General features: G+C 62.6%; 26 protein-coding genes and 1 pseudogene. 15 read left to right on the top strand and 12 right to left on the bottom strand.

What is annotated here, in order from left to right; all coding sequences use genetic code 11:
- Window positions 1–123 precede the first annotated feature (123 nt).
- The gene (locus tag ACIP6G_RS16445; protein ID WP_400291314.1) at window positions 124–672 is read left to right on the top strand and encodes a MarR family winged helix-turn-helix transcriptional regulator; all 549 of its coding nucleotides are present in this window, start codon (window positions 124–126) and stop codon (window positions 670–672) included.
- A gap of 250 nt (window positions 673–922) precedes the next feature.
- Window positions 923–1222 (top strand): hypothetical protein, encoded by a 300-nt coding sequence (locus ACIP6G_RS16440; protein WP_400291312.1) that lies wholly within the window; start codon window positions 923–925, stop codon window positions 1220–1222.
- A gap of 88 nt (window positions 1223–1310) precedes the next feature.
- On the opposite strand, the gene ACIP6G_RS16435 is transcribed toward ACIP6G_RS16440, so the two are convergent.
- Window positions 1311–1478 carry a GlsB/YeaQ/YmgE family stress response membrane protein gene (locus ACIP6G_RS16435; protein WP_400291519.1) on the bottom strand — a complete coding sequence of 56 codons (168 nt, stop codon included), beginning with the start codon at window positions 1476–1478 and terminating at the stop codon, window positions 1311–1313.
- Window positions 1479–1754: 276 nt separating this feature from the next.
- Here ACIP6G_RS16435 and ACIP6G_RS16430 point away from each other — a divergent pair.
- Both ACIP6G_RS16430 and ACIP6G_RS16425 read left to right on the top strand, forming a co-directional pair.
- A pseudogene (locus ACIP6G_RS16430) lies at window positions 1755–2369 on the top strand (GyrI-like domain-containing protein); the annotation flags it as partial.
- Window positions 2370–2804: 435 nt separating this feature from the next.
- Complete coding sequence (locus ACIP6G_RS16425) at window positions 2805–4253, top strand: HNH endonuclease (protein WP_400291310.1); 1449 nt, start codon at window positions 2805–2807, stop codon at window positions 4251–4253.
- A gap of 65 nt (window positions 4254–4318) precedes the next feature.
- Here ACIP6G_RS16425 and ACIP6G_RS16420 read toward each other — a convergent pair whose 3' ends face one another.
- Window positions 4319–4837, bottom strand: a complete 519-nt coding sequence (locus ACIP6G_RS16420; RefSeq protein ID WP_400291308.1) for a gamma carbonic anhydrase family protein — start codon at window positions 4835–4837, stop codon at window positions 4319–4321.
- Between the two features lie 37 nt (window positions 4838–4874).
- A complete protein-coding gene (gene purU / locus ACIP6G_RS16415; RefSeq protein ID WP_400291306.1) occupies window positions 4875–5717 on the bottom strand; it encodes a formyltetrahydrofolate deformylase in 843 nt (280 codons plus the stop codon).
- A gap of 215 nt (window positions 5718–5932) precedes the next feature.
- Between purU and ACIP6G_RS16410 the strand changes: the two genes are divergently transcribed.
- Window positions 5933–7789 carry a hypothetical protein gene (locus ACIP6G_RS16410; RefSeq protein WP_400291304.1) on the top strand — a complete coding sequence of 619 codons (1857 nt, stop codon included), beginning with the start codon at window positions 5933–5935 and terminating at the stop codon, window positions 7787–7789.
- 9 nt (window positions 7790–7798) lie between these two features.
- Here ACIP6G_RS16410 and ACIP6G_RS16405 read toward each other — a convergent pair whose 3' ends face one another.
- A complete protein-coding gene (locus ACIP6G_RS16405; protein ID WP_400291302.1) occupies window positions 7799–8833 on the bottom strand; it encodes a flavin-containing monooxygenase in 1035 nt (344 codons plus the stop codon).
- 170 nt (window positions 8834–9003) lie between these two features.
- Here ACIP6G_RS16405 and ACIP6G_RS16400 point away from each other — a divergent pair, with 170 nt between their 5' ends.
- Window positions 9004–9867: a bifunctional methylenetetrahydrofolate dehydrogenase/methenyltetrahydrofolate cyclohydrolase gene (locus ACIP6G_RS16400; RefSeq protein ID WP_332731643.1), complete on the top strand. Its 864-nt coding sequence runs from the start codon at window positions 9004–9006 to the stop codon at window positions 9865–9867.
- 624 nt (window positions 9868–10491) lie between these two features.
- Window positions 10492–10836, top strand: coding sequence for a TM2 domain-containing protein (locus ACIP6G_RS16395; RefSeq protein WP_193058526.1), 345 nt, complete (start codon window positions 10492–10494; stop codon window positions 10834–10836).
- A 400-nt stretch (window positions 10837–11236) separates the two neighbouring features.
- Here the strand turns inward: ACIP6G_RS16395 and ACIP6G_RS16390 are convergent, their stop codons facing one another.
- The gene (locus tag ACIP6G_RS16390) at window positions 11237–12622 is read right to left on the bottom strand and encodes an MFS transporter (protein ID WP_400291300.1); all 1386 of its coding nucleotides are present in this window, start codon (window positions 12620–12622) and stop codon (window positions 11237–11239) included.
- 127 nt (window positions 12623–12749) lie between these two features.
- Between ACIP6G_RS16390 and ACIP6G_RS16385 the strand changes: the two genes are divergently transcribed.
- Together ACIP6G_RS16385 and ACIP6G_RS16380 are read left to right on the top strand one after the other, a co-directional pair.
- Entirely contained in the window at window positions 12750–13649 is a 900-nt protein-coding gene (locus tag ACIP6G_RS16385) for a LysR family transcriptional regulator (protein ID WP_400291298.1), read from the top strand.
- A 32-nt stretch (window positions 13650–13681) separates the two neighbouring features.
- On the top strand, window positions 13682–14038 hold the full coding sequence (locus ACIP6G_RS16380; RefSeq protein ID WP_400291296.1) for a VOC family protein: 357 nt from the start codon (window positions 13682–13684) through the stop codon (window positions 14036–14038).
- Here ACIP6G_RS16380 and ACIP6G_RS16375 read toward each other — a convergent pair.
- Both ACIP6G_RS16375 and ACIP6G_RS16370 read right to left on the bottom strand, forming a co-directional pair.
- Complete coding sequence (locus ACIP6G_RS16375; RefSeq protein WP_400291294.1) at window positions 13986–14648, bottom strand: response regulator; 663 nt, start codon at window positions 14646–14648, stop codon at window positions 13986–13988. The genes ACIP6G_RS16380 and ACIP6G_RS16375 overlap by 53 nt on opposite strands.
- Window positions 14645–15808: a sensor histidine kinase gene (locus ACIP6G_RS16370; protein WP_400291292.1), complete on the bottom strand. Its 1164-nt coding sequence runs from the start codon at window positions 15806–15808 to the stop codon at window positions 14645–14647. The genes ACIP6G_RS16375 and ACIP6G_RS16370 overlap by 4 nt, the downstream gene beginning before the upstream one ends.
- Before the next feature lie 109 nt (window positions 15809–15917).
- Here ACIP6G_RS16370 and ACIP6G_RS16365 point away from each other — a divergent pair, with 109 nt between their 5' ends.
- From ACIP6G_RS16365 to ACIP6G_RS16345, 5 genes are all read left to right on the top strand, one after another.
- Window positions 15918–16700, top strand: a complete 783-nt coding sequence (locus tag ACIP6G_RS16365; protein WP_400291290.1) for a GAP family protein — start codon at window positions 15918–15920, stop codon at window positions 16698–16700.
- Between the two features lie 69 nt (window positions 16701–16769).
- Entirely contained in the window at window positions 16770–17267 is a 498-nt protein-coding gene (locus ACIP6G_RS16360) for a hypothetical protein (RefSeq protein WP_105657417.1), read from the top strand.
- Window positions 17268–17369: 102 nt separating this feature from the next.
- Entirely contained in the window at window positions 17370–18206 is an 837-nt protein-coding gene (locus ACIP6G_RS16355) for an exodeoxyribonuclease III (protein WP_332595414.1), read from the top strand.
- Between the two features lie 8 nt (window positions 18207–18214).
- Complete coding sequence (trpS, locus tag ACIP6G_RS16350) at window positions 18215–19231, top strand: tryptophan--tRNA ligase (protein WP_400291288.1); 1017 nt, start codon at window positions 18215–18217, stop codon at window positions 19229–19231.
- Between the two features lie 6 nt (window positions 19232–19237).
- A complete protein-coding gene (locus ACIP6G_RS16345) occupies window positions 19238–19759 on the top strand; it encodes a 2'-5' RNA ligase family protein (protein WP_133833095.1) in 522 nt (173 codons plus the stop codon).
- Between the two features lie 57 nt (window positions 19760–19816).
- On the opposite strand, the gene ACIP6G_RS16340 is transcribed toward ACIP6G_RS16345, so the two are convergent.
- The 5 genes from ACIP6G_RS16340 to sdhC all read right to left on the bottom strand — a co-directional run bounded on the left by ACIP6G_RS16340 (window position 19817) and on the right by sdhC (window position 24893).
- Window positions 19817–21271, bottom strand: a complete 1455-nt coding sequence (locus tag ACIP6G_RS16340) for a catalase (RefSeq protein ID WP_400291286.1) — start codon at window positions 21269–21271, stop codon at window positions 19817–19819.
- 130 nt (window positions 21272–21401) lie between these two features.
- Complete coding sequence (locus ACIP6G_RS16335; protein WP_105661693.1) at window positions 21402–22184, bottom strand: succinate dehydrogenase iron-sulfur subunit; 783 nt, start codon at window positions 22182–22184, stop codon at window positions 21402–21404.
- A complete protein-coding gene (sdhA, locus tag ACIP6G_RS16330; protein ID WP_105661694.1) occupies window positions 22184–23971 on the bottom strand; it encodes a succinate dehydrogenase flavoprotein subunit in 1788 nt (595 codons plus the stop codon). Before sdhA ends, ACIP6G_RS16335 begins: the two co-directional genes overlap by 1 nt.
- Window positions 23972–24032: 61 nt before the next feature.
- Entirely contained in the window at window positions 24033–24476 is a 444-nt protein-coding gene (locus ACIP6G_RS16325; RefSeq protein WP_105661695.1) for a succinate dehydrogenase hydrophobic membrane anchor subunit, read from the bottom strand.
- Between the two features lie 3 nt (window positions 24477–24479).
- A complete protein-coding gene (sdhC, locus tag ACIP6G_RS16320; protein WP_388025151.1) occupies window positions 24480–24893 on the bottom strand; it encodes a succinate dehydrogenase, cytochrome b556 subunit in 414 nt (137 codons plus the stop codon).
- Window positions 24894–25139: 246 nt separating this feature from the next.
- Here sdhC and ACIP6G_RS16315 point away from each other — a divergent pair.
- On the top strand, window positions 25140–25253 hold a 114-nt coding region (locus ACIP6G_RS16315), incomplete at its 3' end, for a sugar phosphate nucleotidyltransferase (protein ID WP_400291517.1).

The following is a 25253-nucleotide window of genomic DNA, read 5'->3' as shown; positions in this document are numbered from 1 at the left end:
ACTATTAGCTAGGTTACATGAATTTTTCGATGTTAGGCAAGCTGGACCTCGCGGAAAAGGGGCATTGGAAGCCCCCCGGGGTTGCGGGCATGGCGTTCGTATCCGGCGGAAGGAGTTCTTCTCATGAGCAGCTATCAAGCCAGCGGGTACTGGTACCGCGAGGGCGGTTCGGTGCCCGAGGCAGTGGATTTGCTGAATCTGATGCGCAAGTACCGTGAGGTGGAGCGCAAGATGCGAGCTGCGACCCGCGGTTCGATGGGGATGAACGAGACCGATATGTCCGCGCTGCGATTCCTGCTCGCCGCGCACCGCAAAGGGGTGACTCCCCGCCAGCGGGATTTTGCTGAGGAACTGGGGATCTCCAATGCTTCGGTGTCGGTATTGATCGACCGGTTATGCCGCGATGGGTATGCCGAGCGTGTCGTGCATCCTGCGGATCGGCGGTCTGTGGGAATTGTGCCCACGGATTACAGCGATACGGAAGTTCGTGGAACACTGCATCGGATGCATGAGCAGATGATGGATGCCGTAGGCACGCTCTCCGAGGACGAGCGGGTTGCGGCAGCCAAGTTCCTGGAGGCTATGATCCGCAGTGTCGAGAGCGATGACGAGTCAAGCCGGCCATCCGCGGGGAAGGGCGCGGTGAGGGAGAGTGCCCTGCCTTCGCGGTAGGCGCAAGGCGCAGGGCATGTGATTCGCCCACGGCGCGTGACCTGGCTGACGGCTTGACTGCTAGTCTTGCCGCGGGGGGGCGACCCTGGCTGGTCGGCTAGGGCATTTGTCGGGTGAGTGCCAGATGTGCGAAAGAGCCCATTTCCGGGTTTCTGGGGAAAGGCTTATGGCTACTGCCATGGATAACCCGGGGCCGTAGGGTGGGAGCATCAAAATTATTTAGCCTGTCTAACAAGTTAGGATGATGCAAATGCGACGAAAGCACCTTGACGTCAGTGTCAGCCATGACGAGTTCGAAGATCTGAATAACGCTCTGGAGGACCATCGAGATGGTTTCAAGAGGATGGCCGAAGAGGCGGCCAATGGCTTCGGTTTGGAGCCGGAATACTGGGAGCGGCGAGCCAAGGAGGTCGAGGGTCTGCGCGAGACGATTCACGAGCACAGTACTGACGAGCTCGAACAGGGCGAGTCTTCCGCCAAAGAAGCGGACGCTGGCCCCGGGGTCGATTCGGCTCGGGATCGGGACTTCGAGTCTGATTCCCGTCAATGAACATCCGGCGCAGGCATGCCAGATGCGCTTCCTCGCAGAGCAGCGGTCCACCGCGATTCCGTGGTGGACCGTTGCTCTGCAGGTGCAGTTAGGCATGCTTGCGCGTGAGCACTCCCCAAATGACCAGTACGATCAACGAACCGCTGATGGCCAGAAACCAACTGGATAAGGACCAGAACTGATCCACTCCTTCACCGAAGACGGCTGAGCAGATCCAGCCACCGGCAACAGCGCCGACGTCGCCTAGAACCGGGATACTTTGTCTTGCGGGAGCCGACTGGCGAGGAAAGGCAGGAAACGGTGCACAGTAGTTCTTGCAGCGATGCGCCCGTATTGGCTACTGTCGCAAGCTGGCGTCATCGGACTAGCTGATCGGAACGAACCGCGAAAGTCGGGCGCTACGATGCCTCCCCTCGGGATAGTTGATGGCGAAGGGTGGGAACATGATCGGAATTCTGAATCGGCTCATGGATCAGATCGAACAGGAGCTTGATGCGGAAATAGATTTTGGCCAATTGCTGGAGGGCTCGGGTACCACCGTGTGCAACGTGCGCCGCATGATGCCAGCCCGGGCGAAGCCCGCTGTGCAGGTGGACCCCTTCGAAGCCAAACAATACTCAGGTTCAGCCTGACCGTCGAGGGGATCGTCGCCACGGATGCCCGAATTGTTGAACGCCCGGAATTCAAACTGGTGGGCCACCCAGCCCGTGTGCCGTTGGTCCATGAAGGAGCCAACCCGAAGATCCAGGCGCATATTGCTTCGCTTCCGATCAGCGAGCATGACAGGCTCAATGAATTGGGCAACACCGAACCTGCCGACTTGCTCCAGATCGCCTCCAATCTAGAGACCGATTATACGGAAAGATCCGAGCTGACTTACCTGCACGGTGTCGGGGTGCTGGACGGATCGGTGCCGGAAGACTTGTATGCCATCACGGTGCCTGCCGGTACATGGGCGGTGTTCCGTACCTCCGGTCCGTATCCAGCGGCTTTGCAGGAGGTCTGGGCTTCCACCGCAAAGCAGTGGTTCCCATCGAATCCGTGGGTGCTACGCGAGGGCCCGTCCATGGTGGCGGTGCTGGAACGAGCCGAAGATTTCAGCACCGCTACCTGCGAGTTGTGGCTACAGGTGGAACGCGGACTCTAGGAGCGCGAACGGCGTCCTATGAGTTCCAACGGATGTCGATAACCAAGGTTTGCCCACAGTCCGCACAGTCATGCCCCGCAGATCCTTATCTGCGGCGCATGCTGGTTCCCATGAGCACAGACATCGCGCAAGCACTGAAGGACCTGGCCAACGCCAAAGCGTTGGCCGCTTCAGCGACCCGGCGCCTGACCCACGCGGATCTCACCGCAGGCCAGGCCGCCTATCTCGCGCTGCTCACCGAAGACATGACCCAAGAACTCACCCGCACCCAGGTCCACGCGGCTGCCGCACTGCGGAGCACCGGCGCGCACAAGCTGGACCAGGAATCCCTCCAGGCCATCACCGACCTCGAGCCCGACCCCACCATCGAGGAGATCGAAGAGGCGAAGGGGCGCACCACCTCCGGGCGCACGCATTTCAAGGGCCAAAGGGCTGATGACCGGCTGGCTGGATATCCCGCGCAGCACCGCGGCCGCCCGGTTGGTGCAGGCCGACTGCCTGCTCAGTGGCGTGGACGAAGCAGGAGAACCAACGGAGCCATGGCTGCCCGAGCTCGCTGCACAGTTCCAGGACTCGAACATTGATCCGCGGCTGGTCGCCTCGGCGGCGATGAAGCTGCATTCGGTGCGCAAGGACCTGGGCGAAGGGAAAGCCGCTGAAGCGAAGAAGCAGCAGCTGCAGGCCGAGTCCGCGGCGTTCCTGCGGTCGGAGCCGAAATCGGCGCGCAAGCACATCAAGGACCTGGTCGCGCAGGTGAAGGCCGGCAAGCGCCCGCTCAAAGCACTGCTGGATGGTATTGGGATCTTCAAGCGCGGTATGCGCAAAGGGGTTGTCGAATACCTCATCCGTGTTCTCCCTTCGCAATCCGCATATATCGAGGCGTATTTCGCGAATCTGGATAATCCTTCCACCGTTGCCGGGAACCGGCAGGGGTTGAAAGGCGTGGATGCCCAGTTCACCGGTGAGGAAACTAGTGGCTGGGATGATGAGGACAGCAAACCGGATTGGGCGAAAGGCAGACCCGATGACGAGGACGTCGAGGGCATCGAGGATGACCCGCCGGGAGAAGGACTCAATCCAGACGCAGAGGATCCCCGTTCCCAAGGGGACGGTCATCGGCCAGAAGGGGAAGACGAGGATCACCAACCAGAAGATGATGGTCATCAACAAGAAGGTGATAGTTCCGAACCGGAGCTGGCAAGCGGTGAATGGGAGGATTTGAAACCTGAGCGGCGGCGGCTCGTTGGTTTCATGGCTTTGCTGATGAGCGAACGGAAACCGAATGGGAGCCCGCCGGACCAGCAGGCGGGGTTTACCAGTTCGCAGGTGAGCATCATCTTGGATTGGGAGAAGCTGCAACGGAAAATGGAGGATTTCGCGGTGACGTCTTCGGGGATCTTGCTGTCCCCGGGCGAGGCCAGGACGGCATTGTGCACTGCCGGTGTTCTTCCGGTGGTGCTCAACGGCAAGAGCCTGCCACTGGATTTGGGGCGGACCCAGCGGTTGTTCTCCAAGGGGCAGGTGCGTGCTTTGCGGGCGGCTTATCGGGGGTGTTCGTATCCTGGGTGCAGCATGCCGGCGCAGAGGTGCGAGGCGGATCATCTGGATCCGTGGGAGAAGGGCGGGCGCACTGATATCAAGTCTGCGGTGTTGAATTGCTTGATTCACCATACGGCCAGGCATTGCGGGTTGTTCCAGGCGGTGAAGGTTCCTGGGAGCCGGCCGATGGTGCTGTTGCCGCCGGAGTTGGATCCGGAGCAGAAATTGCGGGTCAATACGTATTTGATGACTCCGGCCGAGGGGTTGGAGGCTGAGGCGTTGGCGGAGGAGAGCACTGCGCGGTGGCGTGCGGGGTTGCTGGACGTCGAAATCGCCGAGCCATAAGCAACACACACAATGCTTAAGGCGAAAGGTCCTGGAAGCAGTGCGCTTCCAGGAGCTTGCAAACTCTAGGCGTTGGCTTCCAGATGCTTGGCTGCCAGCACGAGATAGTGATCAGCGTTGGTCTTCAACCCGGCGACTTCTTCATCGCTCAGTTCGCGGCGGACCTTGGCCGGAACACCTGCAACGAGGGAACGCGGCGGAACCTGGGTGCCTTCCAACACCAGTGCACCTGCAGCAACCAGCGACTGCTCGCCGATCACCGCGCCATTCATGATGGTCGCGCTCATGCCCACAAGGCAGCCGTCACCTACGGTGGCGCCGTGCACCACGGCCGAGTGGCCCACCGAGATGCCCGCACCCAGGGTGCAAGGAAAACCCTCATCGGCGTGAAGCACGACGTTGTCCTGCAAGTTGGTGCCTTCACCCACACGAATCGGCGCCGAATCGCCGCGCACGGAGACGCCATAGAAGGCGCTGGAGCGATCCGCGAGGGCGACATCCCCGCTCAACACTGCGGTGGGTGCGACAAAAACGTTCTCGCCGACCTGTGGAGTCGACCCGTCAATAGTAATCATGTGGCTCATGCCACCTACTCTAATTGGCTCAGGCGCACGGGGCGAGTCACGAGAAGACGATGGTGCGCTGGCCGTCGAGCATCACGCGATGCTCAGCATGCCACTGCACAGCGCGGGTCAGCGTCCGGCCCTCCACGCTGCGGCCCAGCTCAACGAGCTGCTCGGCGGTGCGGGTGTGCGAGACGTGGGTGACTTCCTGGTCGATGATCGGACCTTCATCGAGGTCCGCGGTGACGTAGTGCGCGGTGGCACCGATTAGCTTCACGCCGCGGGCATAGGCCTGGTGGTACGGCTTGGCGCCCTTGAATGAGGGCAGGAAGGAGTGGTGGATGTTGATGACCCGGCCTTCCATGCGCTCGCAGAGCGAATCCGAAAGGATCTGCATGTAGCGGGCAAGCACCACCAGTTCGATGCCGTAGTCCTCGGCGAGCTTGAGCAGCTCAGCCTCGGCCTGGGACTTGTTCTCCTTGGTCACCGGCAGGTGCACGAAGTCCACCCCGTAGAAATCGGCCATCGGCTTCAGATCCAGGTGGTTGGAGACGATCACCGGCACATCGATGGGCAAGGTGCCAGCACGCTGGGCGAACAGCAGGTCGTTGAGCGCATGCCCGGCCTTGGAACACATGATCATTGTGCGGGTGCGCTTGGCGCCATCGTCCACACGGAGGGACATGTGGAAATCGTCGCGGATGGGCGCGAGCCCCGCGCGGATCTCTTCCAGGGACTGCTCGGTGGCTACCTCGATGCGCATGAAGAAGGTGCCGGTTTCGGGCGAGAGGAACTGCTGGGACTCGGTGATATTGCAACCGGCACCCAGAAGACCCCCGGAAATAGCATGGACGATGCCGGGACGGTCGATGCAAGATAGGGTGACGATGAAATTGTTCATGCATTGAGATTAACCGGCTGGCGCGCTGCATGCACATTCGTCTCGGTGGAGTTACACAGTTAGGCGTCGAAGCTACTGGATCATCAGCAGGTTTCCGCACTCAGCCGAGGTGCTTTATGCGTCTTCAAAAAACACCGTGCGAACTGATGATCAATACCTGGCCGCGCTATGACATGATGTCTATAAATTTGGCATTTTCACGCTTGGGGAAACACATGAGGCTGCTGCATCGTTTTACTTCGGTTATAGGCGCCACCGCCTTGGTATTCGCCGGGCTCGTGCCCCCAGCCCACGGTGCTATCAGCCCTGCAGACTGCTTCGAGTACATGGATGAGACCGCTAGTGTCGTCGTGGGTTTGTCCTGCAAGAACGTGGCATCGTTGCAGGAACTGCCGATGACGCGCGATATCCAGTGGATCGGCGTCGACACCCAGAAGGAGCAGGCGCTCGGTGGGCTGGAAGTCCTGGCCGCCAACCCCCAGTTGCAATCGGTGCGGATCAATAAGGCTCCACAGGAAATCATCGCGGAACTAGCCAAGCTGCCAGTGCTGGAGTCACTGTCATTGACATTCCCCAAGGGGCAGCAGGTGCAGCTGGCTGGGCTGGGACAGTTGTCTGACCTGAAGGAACTTGAAGTGCTCGCCACGAGTTCGACGGATTATCGCTGGGCCAAGGATCTGTCTGATCTCGAAGTACTGGATCTGGCCAGCTACACCAAGCCGCTCATCGAACTGAAGATCGGTGCCAGCACGGAAATTGAACCGGTGATCACGGTGGATGGCAGTGTGCTCAAGCCGTGGGAATACACCCGCGAACGAATCCTGGGCCAGATCAGCCCCACCGGATTCACCGCGAACAAAGCTGGATTCGCGGGTGTGGCGGCTGAACTCACCGACTTCGAGGCGGTGATCCCGGGACAGGAGAATCTGAAGTCTGTCAGCTACGCAGCCAGCTGGCACATTGGCGTGCGCGATACTGCCCAGCTCGGCCGAATTTCACTGAACAGGAACCCGTCGCTGGCGGGCCATGACGCGGCGGTCGTGGGAGATGCCCTGCTGGCACCGACAACCAATTACCCATACACGGCCCTGCAGTGGACCCGCAACGGGGCACCGATTCCCGGTGCCGTGGGAGAGAGCTACCAGCTGGTGCGCGAAGACTCCAAGAAAGTCATCGCGCTGAACTATGAGACGAAAGCAGTTCGTCAAAACGGCGAAGTATGGGTCCCCTCGGCGCAGGGGACGATGAAGTACGGAGCGCCGATTGCCGCGACAGTCGCCTCGATCGCCAAGCCGACGATCAGCGGCAGCAAGATCGTGGGACAGAAGCTCACCGCTTCCCTCGACGCCGCATACTTCCCGGAGTTCACACGCCATTATCAGTGGCTAGTCGACGGTTTCGAGATTCCGCGGGCTACCGCGAAAACCTATACCCCACCTCAGTCCTATGCCAACCGCAAGATCGCCGTGCGGGCAACTCTGCACGCGGCGGACGGAGAATCGGTATGGCTGCCGGCCAGCTCGGCAGTCAAGGTCGTCAAGGGTACGATCACGGTTGCCAAGCCAAAGGTCTCTGGAACCTCAAAAGTCGGTTCCAAACTCACCGCCAAGGACGCCACACCGGCTCCCTCCGCCCAGTCCACTAAGTACCAGTGGCTGCGCAGCGGCCAGAAGATCAAAGGTGCCACGGCAAAGACCTACGCGCTCAAACCCGCAGATCTGAACCAACGGATCTCAGTCTCGGTGACCTATGCCAAGGCCAACTACACTACCAAGACCGTGACCAGCACTGCGACCGGGAAGATCGCAGCCGCCAAGCTCAAGGTCCTGAAGAAGCCGGTGATCACCGGCAAGAAATCCACCGGCAAGACCTTGAAAGCCACGGCAGGCAGCTACAACACTAAAAACGTGAAGATCTCCTACCAATGGACGCGCTCCGGAAAGATCATCCCCAAGGCCACCAAGCCGAACTACAAGGTCGTCAAAGCCGATGCCCGGAAGACCTTGGGCGTGTGGGTGACGGCCTCGAAACGCGGCTACACCACCGTGCTAACCAAGGTGAGCAAGAAGTAACTGGGCACGCTATACCGCAACCGCGGACAGGAACTTGCTGGCTGCCAGCGCCGCCTTCCTCCCTGCCCGGGTAGCGCCCAAAGTCGAGGCCGACGCGCCATAGCCGACGAAGAACAGCCCCGGCACCGCCACGGCAGCCACCCCGTCCTCCATCAGGATGCCGCCTTGAGCCGTGTGCAGTTTCAGATCGCGCAAATGCCGGTGGGCATGCCGGAAGCCGGTTGCCCACAGGATCGCATCGATCTTTTCGCCTGACCCGTCGGAGAAGACGACGGCGTCGGATTCCAGATGGTCGATCTTCCCCCGCGAAACCAGCGCCCCGGAGGCGATCCCGGCACGCATCTTCTCGGTGAGCAGCAACCCGGTGGTGCCCACCACCGACTTCGGCGGCAGTCCCGCACTGGTGCGCTCGTTGACCTGGCGCTCCACTTGCTGGCCCCATTCGGCTCCGGTGGGAACCTCGCGCCAGTCCGGTGCGCTGCGCGTGGACCACAGGGTATCCACGCCGGCAGCGCGCAACTGCACGATGAACTGGGTGGCACTGGCGCCGGCCCCGACCACCAAAACGCGCTGCCCGGCGAATCGCTGCGGGGAGACGAAGCCATTCGTGTGCACCTGCGGACCGTCGAAGTGCCCGGGGTAGACCGGCCAGAACGGATTGCTCCAGGTTCCGGTGGCGTTGATGATGGTGCGCGACCGGTAATCCGCATCGGCGTGCACCACGAAGTTTTCTCCGTCGTTTTCGACCGAGGTCACCGGTGCGCCGTGGCGTACCGGCAACGCGAAGCGCTGTTCGTATTCCGCATAGTATTCGGACACCACTTGCGAGGCCGGCCGGGTGGAATCCTGCACTTCGAGCGGGAAATCGGGCAAGGGGTGGATATGATGCGCGTCGCCCAGCGTGAGGGTATCCCAGCGGTGCTGCCAGGCCCCGCCTGGTGCAGGGTTCGCATCGAGCACCAGGAAGTCGATGCCGCGCTTGGCCAGATGGTAGGCGGCGGCAAGCCCGGCTTGCCCTGCGCCGATCACGATTGTCGAGTACACGCTTAAGGTAACCCTGCGCACTTCAAAGTCATTCCCGAAGCCATTTTCGCTACACTGGAACGCGTGACTGGCGTTAGGTGGGTAACCACCAGGGAGCTAATCGTGCGAGCCGCGCGCCTGGGTTTGCACACCACCCGCCTTGGGAACAGGGCACCTACGGAAGGAACAGCGTGAGCGCACGCATTCTCGACGGCAAGGCCACCGCGGCCGCCATCAAGCAGGAACTGGCCGAACGCGTTGCCAAGCTCAAGGCTGCCGGGCACACCACCGGACTGGGCACCATCCTGGTTGGCAACGACCCGGGCTCGGCCTGGTATGTCGGTGGCAAGCACAAGGACTGCGCCGAAGTGGGCATCGAGTCGATCCGCGTGGACCTGCCCGAGGAAACCACCCAGGACGAGCTGCTGGCCAAGGTGCGCGAGCTGAACGAGAACCCGGACTGCACCGGCTACATCGTGCAGCTGCCGCTGCCCAAGCACATCGATACGGACGTGATCCTCGAAGCCATGGATCCGGCCAAGGATGCCGACGGCCTGCACCCGATGAACCTGGGCCGCCTGGTCGCCAACGTCAACCGCCCGATGGCCTCCCCGCTGCCATGCACCCCGCTGGGCTGCGTGGAACTGCTGGCCCGCCACGATATCGACCTGAACGGCAAGCACGTGCTGGTCCTGGGCCGCGGCGTGACCATCGGCCGCCCGGTCGGCCTGCTGCTGACCCGCCGCGACGTGAACGCGACCGTCACCCTTGCCCACACCGGCACCACCAATCTTCCCGAGCTGCTGGCCCAGGCCGATGTCGTCATCGCCGCTGCCGGAGTGCCGCACATCATCAAGGCCGACGCCATCAAGCCCGGCGCGATCGTGCTCGACGTGGGCGTCTCCCGCGTGGATGGCAAGGTCACCGGCGACGTGGATCCGGCTGCTGCCGAGGTCGCGTCGTGGATCTCGCCTAACCCGGGCGGCGTGGGTCCGATGACCCGCGCGATGCTGCTGAACAACGTGGTCGAAGCCGCCGAGCGCAACGCCCGCTAGTCTCAACAAAGCCCGCGCCGGTTCCCGGCGCGGGCTTTGCTGTACTCCCGCGGGAGTACTGCGCGCACGCCGCCAGTGGCATGTGTCGACTCGGCCCGCCAGAGCATCCTCTGTTTCATGAGAAGACGAGCGCTGTTCCTCCCCATGGCCGTCGCCGTCATCCAGATCGTGGGCACGCATATGCCCGCTTGATGCCAAGGCGTCGATCTCACGGTCGGGACGGTGGCGCTGTTGCTGGCCGGGCCAGCCCTCTTGATTTTCCGGCGGCGATCGCCGGACCTGGCCGCGGCCGGATGCGCCGCATTGAGCGCCGCCGCGCCTGGCCGAACTGACCGCTCGGGAGCGCGAAGCGCTGACCCAGGTCGCACCGGAAAGAACAGCGCCGAGATCGTCGCGGAACTTTTCATCCCCCGCTGACTGCAAAAACCCATGTTTCGCGGGTCATTGGCAAGCTGGGGTTCACGGTCGCACCTCGCTGGTGGTCCTTGCCTACGAATCCGGCTGGTCACTCTCGTAGAAAAGTTGGGCAACGAGTAATGCTCGTCCGGTTGGGAATGAATTCTCAACTTGTCGGATAAAGTGGTGGTGGAATCATCACACGCAACAAACACTATCGAGGTACCCATGACGGAAAATACTGGCGGCCAGCCACAGCGCCCTTACGAGCAACCACAGCAGCCCATCCAGATCAACAACCACATTGTTGTGGTGAACCAGAAGAGCACGCTCCTGGCCTACGTCCTATGGTTCTTCCTCGGCCAGCTGGGCATCCACAAGTTCTATCTCGGCCAGGTTGTGGCGGGCGTCGTGTACCTGGCCCTGGGTGTTATCGGCTGGGCAACGACCTTCATCCTGATCGGCTGGGTGCCCTTGGGCGTGCTGTGGATCTTGCTCATTATCGACATTTTCACCATCCCGGGCACGGTGCAACGCATCAACCAGCGCGGCGCCACCCGATACATGGCATAGCGTACCGGCAGTCTGCCTAGGGGAGTGCACGGCCAGTGCACAGAGTCTTCCGTAGGCGGATGTGCCGGTGGGCTGATCGAGGCAGAGTGGATGCATCCGTTCCCACTGCCCAAGGAGCATCATGATCACGACTCTCGCCCACGCCGCAGGCTAGGTATAAGGCCCGTTCTGGTTCTTCCCGATTTCCTGATTCCTGGTGATCGCCGGTCTTCACTTTCAAGCGCGGGCGCTGGCAGCACCAAGGCCCGGCCAGTGCAGAAGGGTGTTGCGCGAACGCTTCGTTCGCGGGGAGATCGATGACACCGAGTACCGCCAGCGCCTGGAAGTCTTGCGCACCAAGCTGAAGTAGCAGAATGCGCAAATGGCCCGTTCCAAAAGGAACGGGCCATTTGCACGGAGATTAGGCGTCCTGGGTGGACTTCACGGCTTCAGCGCGGCGCTTGTCGAAGACCAGCGCGCCCACTTCCTGCTCCGCCTGGTTGCGGAAGGACAGGTCGATTCCGGCCCGGTCGCGGATCAGCGAGACCGCGGTGAACGAGATCGCGACGACGATCAGCAGGTAGATGGCCACCGCGGTGGTGCCGCCGGTTGCCTGCACCAGCGCCTGGGCGATGGTCGGAGCAAACGCGCCGCCGACGATCGCGCCGATCGCGTAGGAGATCGAGACGCCGGAGAAGCGTACCGAGGCCGGGAACAGCTCCGAGTAGAGCGCCGCCTGCGGGCCGTAGGTCAGCCCCAGTCCGATGGAGAACAGGCCGAAGGCCAGGTAGAGCAGGCCCAGCGAGCCGGAGTTGACCAGTGCGAAGACCGGGAAGAGCGAAGCTGCCAGAGTAATGAAGCCGATCTGGTAGGTGCGTTTGCGCCCGATCTTGTCGGCCAGCAGGCCAGCGACCAGGGTCATGACCAGCCACACTGCGGCGCCGAAGGCCACGGCGACCAGCACGTCGGTGCGCTCCAGCCCGACCGGGCCATCAGGGTTGGTGGTGTAGGCCTGGAAGAAGCCGCCGGTGGTCATGTAACCTGCGGCGTTGTTGCCGGCGAAGACCAGCGCGGCAATGAGCACCAGTGGCCAGTGCTTCTTGAACAGCACCAGGATCGGCACAGCGGTCTGCGCCTTGTTCTCGCTGATTTCCTCGAAGACCGGGGACTCGTCCACCGAGCGGCGCACGAAGTAGCCGACGGCGATCAGGATAATCGACACCAGGAACGGAACGCGCCAGCCCCATTCGAGGAACGCATCGCCGGGGGAGATCACCCCGGTCATCAGCGCCATGGTGCCCGAGGCCAGCAGCATGCCCAGCGGCACGCCCACCTGCGGGTAGGAGCCTGCGCGGCCGCGGTGGCCGTCGGAGGCGTGCTCGACGGCCATCAGCACCGCGCCGCCCCATTCGCCGCCAGCGGAGATGCCCTGCAGGATGCGCAGCAGCAGCAGCATGATCGGCGCCCAGATGCCTGCGGTCTCGTAGGTCGGCAGCACGCCGATCAGCGTGGTGGCTGCACCCATCAGCGCCAGGGTCAGGACCAGCATCGCACGGCGGCCGATCTTGTCGCCGAAGTGCCCGGCCAGGAATGCGCCCAGCGGGCGGAAGAGGAAGGACAGGCCGACCGAGGCGAAGGAGATCAGCAGCGCGATCTCCTGGCCTGCTGGTTCGAAGAACAGCTGGCTGAAGACCAGGCCTGCTGCGGTGGCGTAGATGAAGAAGTCGTACCACTCCACGGTGGTTCCGATGACCGTCGCGAAAGCTACGCGGCGCTGGTTGGCCTTGGCGGCCTTGGATTGTGTCATAGTGCTTCCCTTGCGAGTGGTACCGAGGCGTCGATCACTGGCACCTGAGTTTTGGGTCACTCCAGTGTGGCACCAAGCACAAGTAAGGTAAACTTCAAATATCTGCAAAACTTCTGAAGGCTGGCTTATGTATTCGATGCGCCATCTGGAAATCATGGCTGAACTTCCCGCCCACAGCACGCTCGGTTCGGCGGCCAGCGAATTGAGAATCTCGGAATCGGCCTTGTCGCAGGCAATTACCGCCATCGAGAAGCATGCCGGGGAGACGTTGTGCCTGCGCCGCAAGGCCCACGGGATCCGGCTCACCGCTTCGGGTCAGCACTTCGCCGCCATGGCCCGGAAGATCCTTTCCGATGTCGGCGAATTGCGTGCAACATTCCCGCAAACCGAAGGAGCGCTGCGCGGGCCGGTGCGCTTCGGCTGCTTCGCTTCGCTCTCTCCGCACCTGATTCCGGCCACGCTGGAAGGGTTCGACCACCCCGAGGTGCAGCTCGATGTGCGCGTAGGCACCCACGAGGACTTGCTGCCGGCCCTGCGAGAGGGCGAGATCGATGTCGCTTTCGTCTACGACCTGCAGCTGCCCGCGGACATGGACAAGCAGAGGATCTACCAGACCGAGATGCAGGTCGTGCTGCATCCCGAGCACCGGCTGGCCAACCTCGCCCGGCCGCTGGAATTGGCCGACCTGGTCGACGAATCGCTGATCATCTACGAGTCCGACCCGAGCACCGAGCACCAGCAGCAGCTCTTCGCCTCCCAGGGCCTGCTGCCCAGGATCGCCGCCTCGGTCCCGCAGATGATCCTGGTCTCCGCGATGGTGGGCCGCGGCCTGGGGTACGGGCTGCTCATGCGCCGCCCGAACAATGCCGAGGTCTCCATCGAGGGCCGCCCGCTGGCCTTCCGCGAGCTCAAGGCCCCCAACTACCCGAACGCGGTCGTGGCGATCACGCCCAAGGGGGTCCAGATCCCGGCCCGCGTCCAGGCGCTGATCGACCACTGCACCTGCGCGATGGCTGAGTCCTGGTAGACGCGCACCCCCGGGGCGCGCATAATGGCCACATGATTGGCACGTGGCAGGCCATGGTCATCGACTGCGAGGACCCCGATGCACTGGCCGGATTCTATGAACAGCTCCTCGGGATGGTGCGCATCGACAACGAGCCCGACTGGGTTTCCATTGGCGATGCGCCGGACCATCCTGCGCTCGCCTTCCAGGCGGTCAGCCCGTACGTGGCCCCGCAGTGGCCCGGGCATGTGCACCCGCAGCAGGCGCATATCGACGTGAAAGTCGCCGACCTGGACCTGGCCGAAGAACAGGTGCTGCACCTCGGTGCGCGCTGGACCGGGGAAGGGTCCAAGACCTTCAGGGTCTATCTGGACCCGCAGGACCACCCGTTCTGCCTGGTGAGGTGGTAGCCGCGTAGGCGATCTTCGCCGCCTGCAGCCGGGTCGAGACTCCGAGCTTGGCCAGCACCTGGGAGACATGCGTCTTCACGGTGCTCTGCCCGATGCCCAGCCGCTGCGCCAATTGCGGGTTGCTCAGCCCTTCGGCCAACCCGTCGAGCACCTCGCGTTCCCTGCCGGTCAAGCCATCGGGCAGTTTCGCGGTGCCGGGTTCCGGCGCCAGCGCCCGGGCCAGAATCCGCGAGGTCACCTGCGGATCCAGCACCGATTCGCCGCGGCCGGCGGCACGCACGCCCATGATGATCGCCTGCGGTTCGGCGCTCTTGAGCAGGAACCCGTGCGCCCCGGCCTGCAGCGCGCCAAAAAGGTACTGGTCGTCATCGAAGGTCGTGAGCACAACGACGCGGCAGCTGCCATGCAGCGCCTTGGTGGCCTCGATGCCATCGAGCACCGGCATGCGCAGGTCCATCAGGATGACGTCGGGGGATAGGGCACGGGCCATGGAAATGGCCGATCGTCCGTCGGCCGCTTCGCCCACCACTTCCAGGTCTTCCGCGGCCTGCAATACCAGCCGGATCCCCATGCGCACGGTCGCATGGTCATCGACGATCAGGACTTTCACGGCTTCTCCATTGCTTCAATTGGTCCGGGGAATTCGACGCGCACCTCGAAATCCGGGCCGGTGCGTATCCCGAACCGCCCATCGAGCGCGGCGACGCGGGTGCGGATATTCTCCAGCCCGGTGCCCGCCCCCGGGCCGCGGCTGGCGTTGGGCCGCAGGCCATTGCTCGCCGTGATCGCCAGGCCCTGGTCCTGGACCACGCTCAGTTCCAGGGTAGTGCCCGGCGCATGCTTGGCGTGGTTGACCAGCAGCTCGCAGACCGTGCGGTGCGCGGCGGTATGCACCGCAGGGCTGAAGCGCTGCGGATGCGCGACCCGGTACTCCCAGCGCACCGGGCTGCCGAATCCGGCCACCAGCTCGGGCAGATCCTCGATCCGCGCCTGCAGCGCAGGGCCCCCGGCATGCAGCATCCGCACCATCGCGGCCATGTCTTCCAAGCCGGACACCGACTCATCGCGGATGCTCTGCAACGGAGCCCGCACCTCCTGGGGTGCGGCCGGAAGCAGGGCGCCGGAGAGCAGGGCGATTGACGAGAACCTGGCCGAGAGCACGTCATGCATCTCGCGGGCCAACGCAGTGCGCTCCTGGACGCGGGAAAAGTCGTGCTCGGCGACCAGCTGGTCCTCGCGGGCATCGGCCGCCGACTGGACAGCCTGCGCCCGCTGGGCTTCGGCCCGGGCCAGCTCCTTGGCGGTGCGCACATTCTCGGCCCAGAGCATCGGGGTGAAGAGGATGAAGCCGGCCATGAACAAGGCCAGCACCACCTCCTGCGGATTCCCGGTGACCAGCCAGGTGGCGATGGCCAGCGAGATGGCGGCCAGGCACAGCAGCGCCAGTGCCAACGTCCGCATGCGCACCGAACCGAGCAGGAACAACCCGAATACGCACTCGAAGACCAGGAAGTATCCGCCGATGCTGCCCACGGCCAGCAGGCCGGCGCCGGCGAGCAGCATGGCCACGGAGCTGGCTACGAGAAAACGGCGACGGACCAGCACGGCGGCCAAGCCGATGAGCAGCAGGGGGATCCACTCGTATCCGCGGATCGCGAACCATGGGGGATTGGCCAGTCCCGAAAGATGCAAGATGGCGGTGAGCACCAGATAGGTGCCGACGACCTCGGGTTCCTTGTCTCCGCTGCCCATCCGCCGAATGAAGTTCATGCTTCCAGCATCCCCGAACTGGCTGCCCGCCGGTATCCCCCTTAAGGAGGAGAAAGCGCAGCCCACTGGCCGATACCGCGAATCGGCAGGCCGCGGAACAGTGGAAACCATGGACATCATGACGAGCAATCCCGAACTATCCCTTCTCATCCTGGCGCTAATCGACTCGACCAGCATCGGCACCCTGGTCATTCCGCTGTGGCTGCTGCTGCGGGGGCGCCGCGAAGCCATTGCCAAGGTCTTGGCCTACCTGCTGGTGATCGCCGGATTCTACTGGATCGTCGGGGTGCTGCTGCGCAGCGGGTTGCTGCTCATCGATCCCGGCATCTTCCAGCACCGGTTCTTCCGGCTGGCCGGAATGGCGGTCGGGGCGCTGATGATCATCTGGGCGCTCACCTACCGCACCGATGCGCAGAAGGAAGCCAGCGCACGGAAGAAAGCCATCGCGCATAGCGGCGCGGCACTTGAAGGACCGGCACCGAGCCCGGCGGACGCAACCGGCCAGGTGCCGCGGCGCTTGCGCAGCCGTTTGGGAACTGCGCTGGATACCCGCACCGGGCTGATTGCCCTGGCCCTGTTCGCCGGCCTGCTGGAACTTCCCACGATGCTTCCCTACCTGGCCGCCGTAGGCGTCATGCAGGGCGCCGGCTGGGGCACCGGTTTGCAGCTGCTTGCGCTGATCGGCTACTGCTTGGTGATGATCGTCCCGGCGTTGGTGCTGGTTGGCGCCCGTGCGGTCGCCGGCCCGCGCATCGAAGCCTGGATGCAGAAGATGGGGGCCAAAGCCTCGGCCTACGCCCAGGAAACCCTTGGCTGGGTGGTGGGCATCGGCGGATACCTGCTGATTCGCGCATGCCTTTCCGGGCAGGATCTGCACAGCTTGCTCGGCTAGCCACGCTGTGGGCGAAAGGGCACGGTTCCAATTGGCTTGAAGCGGGGTAATGATGCGAGAATTGACGGCATGGAACCTCTAGGCAGCAGCGCGAAGCAGGGCAGGAAAGTCACCCTGAACGCATCAACTTTGGCAATGTCCGTCATGGTCATCGTCCTTCTGGTGGCAGTGGTATTCGCTGCCAACTCCAATGAGATCGTCGGCTGGTTCGTTGTCGTCATCTCCGCCGGTTGGCTGCTGCTGGCCGCATTCATGATGTTCGGCCTCAAGCGAGGCGCGGACAAGATCAACAACTCGCTGCGCGAAGCCACCGCGGCGGCTACCCCGCGCGCCCAGCCAGGCACCGTGGTGGTTGACGAAGCTACCAGCCAGCGCGACATGAAGCTCGATCACTCGTTCAAGATCGTCCAGGTCCAGGCGCGCGTGATCGCCGAACAGCGCCAGAGCCGGGGCGAGGATTACGAGGGCATGATCGACCGGGCGCTGGAGACAATCCAGATGACCGCGGCGAATGCGCGGGACATGATCAAGCCGGCCAAGCCGATGGACGGCGAAATCATCGACTAACCGATCCGGGCAACGCGCAAGCGTTGCCCTTTTTCGTTGCGCATGTTCCGGCGCAGGCCAGATCAGCGCGTAATGGAACACATAATTTTGTAAGGTGGAACAGTGATACCTACCAGTGTGGAAATTCTCAACAAGGACGCCGGCGCACTGCGCGTCGCGTCGGTCAACGTCAACGGCATTCGCGCGGCCTACAAGCGCAATATGGCGGACTGGATCGCCGCCCGTGACGTGGACATCCTGTGCCTGCAGGAAGTACGCGCACCGGACAAGATCCTGCGCGACCTGATTGGCGAGGGTTGGCATATCCTGCATGCCGAGGCCAAGGACAAGGGCCGCGCAGGCGTCGCCGTCCTCTCGCGCACCGAGCCGGTAGCCGTGCGCGAGCACATCGGCGAGGACTACTTCGCCGAATCCGGCCGCTGGGTCGAGGCGGACTTCGATATCAACGGCGAGAGCTTCACCGTCGTCTCGGCCTACGTCCATTCCGGCGAGCTGGGCACCCAGAAGCAGGAAGACAAGTACCGTTTCCTGCAGCGCATGAACGTGCGCCTGGTGGAATTGAAGACCGAGAAGGACCACGTCCTGGTGGTAGGCGACTTGAACGTCGTGCACACCGAAAAGGACATCAAGAACTGGAAGCCGAACCACAACAAGCGCGCCGGCGTGATGGACGAGGAGATCGCCTACTTCGACGGGTTCTTCGGTGAGATCGGCTACAAGGATGTGGCGCGCGAGCTGGCCGGCGACGTGCAGGGACCGTACACCTGGTGGTCCTTCCGCGGACAGGCCTTCGACAACGACGCAGGTTGGCGCATCGACTACCACATGGCCACTCCGGCGCTAGCCGCCAAGGCCATCAAGTCCCACGTAGACCGTGCCTCGGCCTACGATTTGCGCTTCTCCGACCATGCACCGCTGGTCGTCGACTACCAGTTCTAAGGAAAACCATGGAAACAACCCGTCCCCGCGTCCTGTCCGGAATGCAGCCATCGGGCGATTCGCTGCACCTGGGCAACTACCTGGGCGCGCTGGTCAATTGGGTCAAGACCCAGGATGACCACGACGCATTCTTCTTCATCCCGGACATGCATGCGATCACCGTCTCGCAGGATCCGGCGGAGCTGCGCGCGCGTACCCGCAAGACCGCTGCGCAGTTCATCGCCGGCGGCATCGACCTGGACAAGTCCACCCTGTTCGTCCAGTCGCAGGTCCCCGAGCATGCGCAGCTGGCCTGGGTGCTGAACTGCATCACCGGTTTCGGCGAAGCCAGCCGCATGACCCAGTTCAAGGACAAGTCCTCCAAGGGCGGCGCGGATGCCGCCAGCGTCGGGCTGTTCACCTACCCGGTCCTGATGGCTGCGGACATCCTGCTCTACCAGCCCGAAGGGGTCCCGGTAGGCGATGACCAGCGCCAGCATGTGGAGCTGGCCCGCGATCTGGCCAAGCGCTTCAACCACCGTTTCGGGCAGACCTTCACCGTGCCAGAGGCGTTCATCCCCAAGGAGGGCGCACGCATCTACGACCTGCAGAACCCGACCTCGAAGATGTCCAAGTCCGCCGAATCCCCTGCCGGCTTGATCAACGTCCTGGATGAGCCGAAGCTGATCGCCAAGCGCATCAAGTCCGCGGTGACCGACGCCGGGTCCGTCGTGGCCTACGACAAGGCCGAGAAGCCGGGCGTTTCGAACCTGCTCGATATCCTGGCTGCCGTGACCGGCAAGCATATGCCAGAACTGGTCAACGAGTTCGAAGGCAAGATGTACGGGCATCTGAAGGTGGCTGTGGCAGAAGCCGTGGTGGAGCAGCTGGCTCCCATCCGCACCCGTACCCTGGAGCTGCTCGATGATCCGGCGGAGCTGGATCGCCTGCTGCTTGCCGGTGCGGCCAAGGCGCGCGTCGTCGCGTCGAAGACCGTTGCCGATGTCTACCAGAAGGTCGGCTTCCTGCCGCCGCTGGGAGTCTAAGAGCCAATGGTTTTCGAGTACACCCTGGGCGTGGTGATCCCGGTGCCGCAGCCGCACCGCGAGACTCTGCGCGCGTGGCGCCAGGAATACGGGGGAGAGGCCACCGCGCCGATTGCCCCGCATATCACCTTGGTGTCCGGGTCGTACCTGAATTCCTGGGAGAAGGCGGCTGCCCAGGTGCGCCGGGTAGCCGCCACGGCGGAGCCTTTCACCATCCATCTGGGTCCGGCCCGGACCTTCCGGCCGGCCAGCGAAGTAGTCTTCCTGCCGCTGGAAACCGGAGCGGACGAATGCTGGAAGCTGCACCGCGCGCTGCTGGGCGACGCGCTGAGGCACGAATCGGCTTTCGCCTACCATCCGCACCTGACCATCGCGCAGAACGTGGCTGCACGGCAATTGGACGCCGCGCAGGCAGCATTGGGCGAGGCGCACCTGTCCTTCGCAGCGGATCGTATCCATTTGTTCGATACCCGTGGCGGGGATTGGAACTTCAGCGAGCAGATTCCGCTGGGTTCCTCGCTTGCCTAGTGCACCCTGCAGAAAACGCCAGCCTCGCGGCTGGCGTTTTCCGTGTCGGCTGGCGAGTCACTTCTGGCGGACGTTGGCCTCGATTTTCGCTCCGGTATCGGCGTCGATGTTCTTCCAGTATTGGATCGCGTTGGACAGCACCGGCTCGATGACGCCATCCAGCGCCCCGGTGACGGTGTCCACCAGTTCGGCGCGCTGGGCATCATCCATCACCTCGCGGACCAGGATGCCGGGTTGTACGAAGTCTCCGTCGTCCTTGCGCAGCGTGTAGGCCTCGCGGACCAGCTCGCCGTCGGACTCGAAGGAATTTTCCGCAGGTCCGGTTTCATCGCTCCATGAATCCCCGAAGGAGTTCGGCGCATAGACGCTGCGATCCCCGGTGTGATCGTAGGTCATGCTCCCCTCGAAGTTGTACGAGTGGACCGGGCACTTGGGCTTGTTCACCGGCAGCTGCTGGAAGTTGGTGCCGATGCGGTAGCGCTGCGCATCCGCGTACGCGAAATTGCGTCCCAGCAGCATCTTGTCAGGACTCATCCCCATGCCCGGGACCATGTTCCCGGGGGAGAATGCGGCCTGCTCGATTTGCGTGAAGAAGTTCTCCGGGTTCCGGTTCAGCGTCATGGTGCCGACCTTGATGCGCGGATAGTCCTTCTTGGACCAGACCTTGGTCAGGTCGAAGGGGTTGAACCGGTAGGTCTTGGCTTCCTCGTAGGGCATGATCTGCACGTACAGGTCCCACTGGGGAAAATTTCCGGCCTTGATGGCATCGAACAGGTCGCGACGGTGGAAGTCGGCGTCGGATCCGGCCAGTGCCTCGGCCTGCGCCCCGCGCATGGTCTCGAACTTCTCGGACTGCTTGTTCAGGAAATGGTACTTGACCCAGAATTTCTCTCCGGCAGCATTGACCCACATGTAGGTGTGCGAGCCGTAGCCGTTCATTTCGCGCCAGGTCTTGGGCAGGCCGCGCTGGCACATGATGTAGGTGACCTGGTGGGCGGATTCCGGATTCTGCGTCCAGAAGTCCCACTGCATGGTTCCATCGCGCAGCCCCGAATCGGGCAGCCGCTTCTGGGAGCGGATGAAGTGCGGGAACTTCATCGGGTCGCGCACGAAGAACACCGGCGTGTTGTTCCCGACCAGATCGAAATTGCCTTCGGAAGTGTAGAACTTCATCGAGAAGCCGCGCACATCGCGCCAGGTGTCGGGAGAGCCGAGCTCGCCGGCAACGGTGGAGAAACGCATCAGCGTTTCGGTTTTCACGCCAGGCTGGAACAGGGCCGCCTTGGTGTACCGGGATATGTCCTCGGTGGTTTCGAATTCGCCGAAGGCTCCGGAACCCTTGGCATGCGGGCGGCGCTCGGGAACATTCATCCGGTTGAAATGCTGCAGGGTCTCGACCAGATGATGATCGTGCAGCACGATGGGGCCGTTGGCGCCCACCGTCAGCGAGTTGCGGTCGCTGGCCGCCGGGATTCCTGCTTGGGTTGTCGAGGTGGTTTCTTCACTGGCCATGTTTGCTCCTCAGCTAGGTGGTGCATTGGGAAAAGGGCGAGTACTGCCCATCATGCCACGCGAAGCGGGGGCGTTGAAGGGATGCAAAAAGGGCCCGAACCGTTGAACGGTTCGGGCCCTCAGCGCGTCCTTAGACGGTGCGCGCCAGAATTGCCTGCTTGACCTCGGCGATAGCCTTGGTCACCTGGATGCCGCGTGGGCATGCTTCGGTGCAGTTGAAGGTGGTGCGGCAGCGCCACACGCCTTCCTTGTCGTTCAGGATCTCCAGGCGCATGTCGCCTGCATCATCGCGCGAGTCGAAGATGAAGCGGTGGGCGTTGACGATCGCGGCCGGGCCGAAGTACTGGCCATCGGTCCAGAACACCGGGCAGGAGCTGGTGCAAGCAGCGCACAGGATGCACTTGGTGGTGTCGTCGAAGATCTCGCGATCCTCGGCGGACTGGTAGCGTTCCTTGGTTGGCTCGTGGCCCTTGGAGATCAGGAATGGCATGATCTCGCGGTAGGACTGGAAGAACGGTTCCATGTCGACGATGAGGTCCTTTTCAAGAGGCAGGCCCTTGATGGCTTCAACGGTGATCGGCTTGGAGGTGTCCAGGTCCTTGAGCAGGGTCTTGCAGGCCAGGCGGTTGCGGCCGTTGATGCGCATGGCATCGGAACCGCACACGCCGTGGGCGCAGGAGCGGCGGAACGACAGCGAGCCGTCCTGCTCCCACTTGACCTTGTGCAGGGCGTCCAGCACGCGGTCGGTGCCGTACATGGTCAGCTTGAAATCTTCCCAGTATGCGTCCGCAGTAGCCTCTGGCAGGTAGCGGCGAACGCGCAGGGTGATGTCGAAGCTCGGGATCTCTCCGCCGCCGCCAACGCCTGGCTTCAGGTCGATCTTTGACGGTGGTTCTGGCAGTTCGGTGCTCATTAGTACTTACGCTCCATTGGCTGGTAACGGGTAAAGACCACTGGCTTGGTCTCCATGCGGATGCCCTTGATGTCCTCGGTGACGGCTTCTGCATCACGGTAGGACATCGAGTGCTTCATGAAGTTCTCATCGTCGCGGTCTGGGAAGTCCTCGCGGTAGTGGCCGCCGCGGGATTCCTTGCGGTGCAATGCAGCAACGGTGATGACCTCGGCCAAGTCGAGCAGGAAGCCCAGCTCGATGGCTTCGAGCAGATCCAGGTTGAAGCGCTTGCCCTTGTCCTGGATGCTGATGTTCTTGTAGCGCAGGCGCAGATCCTCGATCACGTCGCGCGCTTCCTTCAGCGAACGCTCGTCGCGGAATACCTGGACGTTGGCGTCCATGGTCTCCTGCAGGATCGAGCGCAGGTCCGAGACGCGCTCGGTGCCGTTGCCGGTCAGCACGCCGTCGATCTGCGCGGTGACGAATGCTTCCGGGTTCTCCGGCAGCTCGACGAAGTCGGCGGTCTTGGAGTACTCGGCAGCGGCAACGCCGGCGCGCTTGCCGAACACGTTGATGTCCAGCAGCGAGTTGGTGCCCAGGCGGTTCGAGCCGTGGACCGATACGCAAGCAACCTCGCCGGCGGCGAACAGGCCGGGAATGACGGTGTCATTGTCCTGCAGCACTTCGGTGTTGATGTTGGTTGGAACGCCACCCATTGCGTAGTGCGCAGTGGGGTAGACAGGCACCGGATCGGTGAATGGCTCGACACCCAGGTAGGTGCGGGCGAACTCGGTGATGTCCGGCAGCTTGGATTCGATGTGCTCTGGTTCCAAGTGGGTCAGATCCAGCAGCACGTAGTCCTTGTTCGGGCCGCAACCGCGGCCTTCGCGGACTTCGTTGGCCATCGCGCGGGCCACGATGTCACGTGGTGCGAGGTCCTTGATGGTCGGCGCATAGCGTTCCATGAAGCGCTCCCCATCCGAGTTGCGCAGGATCGCGCCTTCGCCACGTGCACCCTCGGTGAGCAGGATGCCCAGTCCGGCAAGGCCCGTTGGGTGGAACTGGAAGAACTCCATGTCCTCCAGCGGCAGGCCCGAGCGGAAGGCGATGCCCATGCCGTCACCGGTCAGGGTGTGCGCGTTGGAGGTGGTCTTGAAGACCTTGCCGGCGCCGCCCGAAGCGAAGATGACCGACTTGGCCTGGAAGACGTGCAGTTCGCCGGTAGCCAGGTCGTAGGAGACGACGCCGGCAACGCGCTTCTGCTTGTAGGCGGTGCCGTCCTCGCGGTAGGCATCTTCTTCGACCATCAGCAGGTCGAGCACGTAGTACTCGTTGTAGAACTCGACGTTGTGCTTGACGCAGTTTTGGTACAGGGTCTGCAGGATCATGTGGCCCGTGCGGTCAGCTGCGTAGCATGCGCGTCGCACGGCGGCTTTGCCGTGGTCGCGGGTGTGGCCGCCGAAGCGGCGCTGGTCGATCTTGCCCTCTGGGGTTCGGTTGAATGGGAGGCCCATCTTTTCCAGGTCCAGCACGGCGTCGATGGCTTCCTTGGCCATGACCTCGGCTGCGTCCTGGTCAACCAGGTAGTCGCCACCCTTGATGGTGTCGAACGTGTGCCACTCCCAGTTGTCTTCCTCGACGTTGGCAAGTGCTGCGCACATGCCGCCCTGGGCCGCACCGGTGTGCGAGCGGGTTGGGTAAAGCTTGGTTAGCACTGCGGTGCGTGCGCGCTGACCGGATTCGATCGCTGCACGCATGCCTGCACCACCGGCACCGACGATAACAACGTCGTACTTATGTACCTGCATTCTTGATGCTCTCTTTTCTAAAAATCTGTGTGGCTATTGGCTGGAACTAGGGGAGTTCCAATTAGCACTGCGGCAGCTGGCTGCCGGCTACGCAAGGATCGAAGGTGAAGATCACCAGGGAACCAAGCACGATGATGAAGATCGTGGCGACGTACAGGATGCCCTTGAGCCATGCACGGGTAGCGTGCTTCTCTGCGTAGTCGTTGATGATGGTGCGCACGCCGTTGGTGCCGTGCAGCATGGCCAGCCACAGCATGGCCAGATCCCAGAACTGCCACAGCGGCGAGGCCCACTTGCCGGCCACGAAGCCGAAGCTGATGCCGGAGATGCCTTCGCCGACCATCAGGTTGGAGATCAGGTGGCCGAAGATCAGGACGATCAGCACGACGCCGGAGAGGCGCATGAACAGCCATGCCAGCATTTCGAAGCTTCCGCGGGACTTTGGTCCGCGCTTGTACTTTGGATCAATGCGCTGGCTGCGAGGAGCAGGAATAGAAACGCTCATGGCTTAGTGGCTCCCAAATGCGATCGACAGGTGACGGATGGCGAAGCCCGCAAAGACGATGACCCAGAGGATCAATACGCCCCAGAGCAACTGGCGCTGGTACTTGGTACCCTGCTTCCAGAAGTCGACCAGGATCAAGCGCAGACCGTTGAATGCGTGGAAGAGGATTGCTGCAACCAGACCGGTTTCACCAAGTGCCATCCACGGGGTCTGGTAGGTGCTAATGATTGCGTCGTAGGCGCCGGCATCGACACGGACCATGGCCGTATCGAGCACGTGCACCAGCAGATAAAGAAAAATAACGACACCGGTGACTCGGTGTCCCACCCAGGACCACATGCCTTCATGGCCGCGGTATAGGGTGCCTGACGAAGTCTTCGACACTGAACTAAACCTCCAAGGCTCGCAACGGCGCATGTGTATATTGCACACAATGAGATTTGACGCACTTGTGCGAGCGTTCCTTGTGCGAGTCTAAACCACTTGGCTAGCTCCAATCTATTTCGTGTCTCGTTCCTGTGAGCATGTTCACCGAAAAGGGGTAATTATGCGCTAAAAGGCCGAAATCCCGCCCGTAATACCTCATGCGATGTTTTCGTATTTAATCTGTTGCACAGGTTTCAATGGACAGGATTATCCACCGAATGAATTAGTCTGGAAGGCGTGAATGCAGACCTATTAGCCCGATTCCACGGCGTGATCCCCGCCGGCGGCGTCGGCACCCGATTGTGGCCCCTCTCCAGGGCTTCCGCTCCGAAGTTTTTGCACGATCTGACC

The organism is Glutamicibacter sp. NPDC088483 (assembly GCF_044753145.1).
In the GTDB taxonomy this organism is placed as follows: domain Bacteria; phylum Actinomycetota; class Actinomycetes; order Actinomycetales; family Micrococcaceae; genus Glutamicibacter.
The sequence above is the reverse complement of the archived record's forward strand: the minus strand, read 5'-3'. Positions and strand labels throughout refer to the sequence as shown.

Excerpts from the sequence above, each read along its gene's own strand:
- ACIP6G_RS16360 (WP_105657417.1), top strand. The coding sequence starts at position 16,770 with ATGGAACCTCTAGGCAGCAGCGCGAAGCAGGGCAGGAAAGTCACCCTG.
- ACIP6G_RS16395 (WP_193058526.1), top strand. The coding sequence starts at position 10,492 with ATGACGGAAAATACTGGCGGCCAGCCACAGCGCCCTTACGAGCAACCA.
- ACIP6G_RS16440 (WP_400291312.1), top strand. The coding sequence starts at position 923 with ATGCGACGAAAGCACCTTGACGTCAGTGTCAGCCATGACGAGTTCGAA.
- ACIP6G_RS16370 (WP_400291292.1), bottom strand. The coding sequence starts at position 15,808 with ATGAACTTCATTCGGCGGATGGGCAGCGGAGACAAGGAACCCGAGGTC.
- purU (WP_400291306.1), bottom strand. The coding sequence starts at position 5,717 with ATGAACAATTTCATCGTCACCCTATCTTGCATCGACCGTCCCGGCATC.
- ACIP6G_RS16335 (WP_105661693.1), bottom strand. The coding sequence starts at position 22,184 with ATGAGCACCGAACTGCCAGAACCACCGTCAAAGATCGACCTGAAGCCA.
- sdhC (WP_388025151.1), bottom strand. The coding sequence starts at position 24,893 with ATGCGCCGTTGCGAGCCTTGGAGGTTTAGTTCAGTGTCGAAGACTTCG.
- ACIP6G_RS16365 (WP_400291290.1), top strand. The coding sequence starts at position 15,918 with ATGGACATCATGACGAGCAATCCCGAACTATCCCTTCTCATCCTGGCG.
- ACIP6G_RS16385 (WP_400291298.1), top strand. The coding sequence starts at position 12,750 with ATGTATTCGATGCGCCATCTGGAAATCATGGCTGAACTTCCCGCCCAC.
- ACIP6G_RS16390 (WP_400291300.1), bottom strand. The coding sequence starts at position 12,622 with ATGACACAATCCAAGGCCGCCAAGGCCAACCAGCGCCGCGTAGCTTTC.
- ACIP6G_RS16325 (WP_105661695.1), bottom strand. The coding sequence starts at position 24,476 with ATGAGCGTTTCTATTCCTGCTCCTCGCAGCCAGCGCATTGATCCAAAG.
- ACIP6G_RS16445 (WP_400291314.1), top strand. The coding sequence starts at position 124 with ATGAGCAGCTATCAAGCCAGCGGGTACTGGTACCGCGAGGGCGGTTCG.
- ACIP6G_RS16345 (WP_133833095.1), top strand. The coding sequence starts at position 19,238 with ATGGTTTTCGAGTACACCCTGGGCGTGGTGATCCCGGTGCCGCAGCCG.
- sdhA (WP_105661694.1), bottom strand. The coding sequence starts at position 23,971 with ATGCAGGTACATAAGTACGACGTTGTTATCGTCGGTGCCGGTGGTGCA.
- ACIP6G_RS16425 (WP_400291310.1), top strand. The coding sequence starts at position 2,805 with ATGACCGGCTGGCTGGATATCCCGCGCAGCACCGCGGCCGCCCGGTTG.
- ACIP6G_RS16340 (WP_400291286.1), bottom strand. The coding sequence starts at position 21,271 with ATGGCCAGTGAAGAAACCACCTCGACAACCCAAGCAGGAATCCCGGCG.
- ACIP6G_RS16380 (WP_400291296.1), top strand. The coding sequence starts at position 13,682 with ATGATTGGCACGTGGCAGGCCATGGTCATCGACTGCGAGGACCCCGAT.
- ACIP6G_RS16420 (WP_400291308.1), bottom strand. The coding sequence starts at position 4,837 with ATGAGCCACATGATTACTATTGACGGGTCGACTCCACAGGTCGGCGAG.
- ACIP6G_RS16410 (WP_400291304.1), top strand. The coding sequence starts at position 5,933 with ATGAGGCTGCTGCATCGTTTTACTTCGGTTATAGGCGCCACCGCCTTG.
- trpS (WP_400291288.1), top strand. The coding sequence starts at position 18,215 with ATGGAAACAACCCGTCCCCGCGTCCTGTCCGGAATGCAGCCATCGGGC.